At 38.9% G+C, this 714-nt stretch carries 1 pseudogene; it reads left to right on the top strand.

The window, feature by feature from the left end:
* Positions 1-346 (top strand): annotated as a pseudogene (locus tag KIV40_RS31470) (HD family phosphohydrolase); the annotation flags it as partial.
* Positions 347-714: the final 368 nt, after the last annotated feature.

The following is a 714-nucleotide window of genomic DNA, read 5'->3' as shown; positions in this document are numbered from 1 at the left end:
ATACTTGGCTTTGTCTCATCTATATAAGAGTTGTAAACATCTATATAGCCATGAGAACTTGAATCACTTGGTCAAGCTAATGGGAGTTTACCCCCCTGGGACGGTAGTTCAGTTATCTAATGACTCTATCGGTATTGTTATTTCAGTAAATGCCGATCATATTCTTTATCCAAATGTCTTAATCTATGATCCGAGCGTACCTAGTACTCAAGCGCCGATCATTGACCTTGCAAGTAAAGATATAAAGATTGCGAGTGCCGTGCATCCAAGTAAATTACCAGAGCAAGTTCAAGAGTACCTTAATCCTAGGGCTAGAATTACCTACTTTTTCGAGAGTAATGCTTAACTTATCCACAGGTGTGTGTGGGTAATTTGTACAAATGTTGAGTGTATTATTGTACAAATAAGCCTTTGGGCGATATTTGCCCACTTAGCCTCTTTTTCTGTATTTTTCTTTAATAAAAGCTTGCCAATGTGAGGAGCATCTCTATAATGCCGCCTCACTGACACGGCAGACGCCACAAGGCTTCAGCGAAGAATGTTAGTTCGGCAACTAGCTTAAAGCGATATTTCGCTTCTACTTTTAGAAAGTAGAAATTAATTTTCAAAAAGTGTTTGACACTGAGAATTAAGTCGCTAGAATGGCCGCCTCTTCCGAAGTGATGTAAGTCACAACGAAGAGAAGCTCTTTAACAATTTAAACCTATCAATCTG

It is taken from the genome of Vibrio sp. D173a (genome assembly GCF_030248475.1).
Note: the sequence above shows the minus strand (reverse complement) of the source record. Positions and strands in the feature narration are given on the sequence as shown.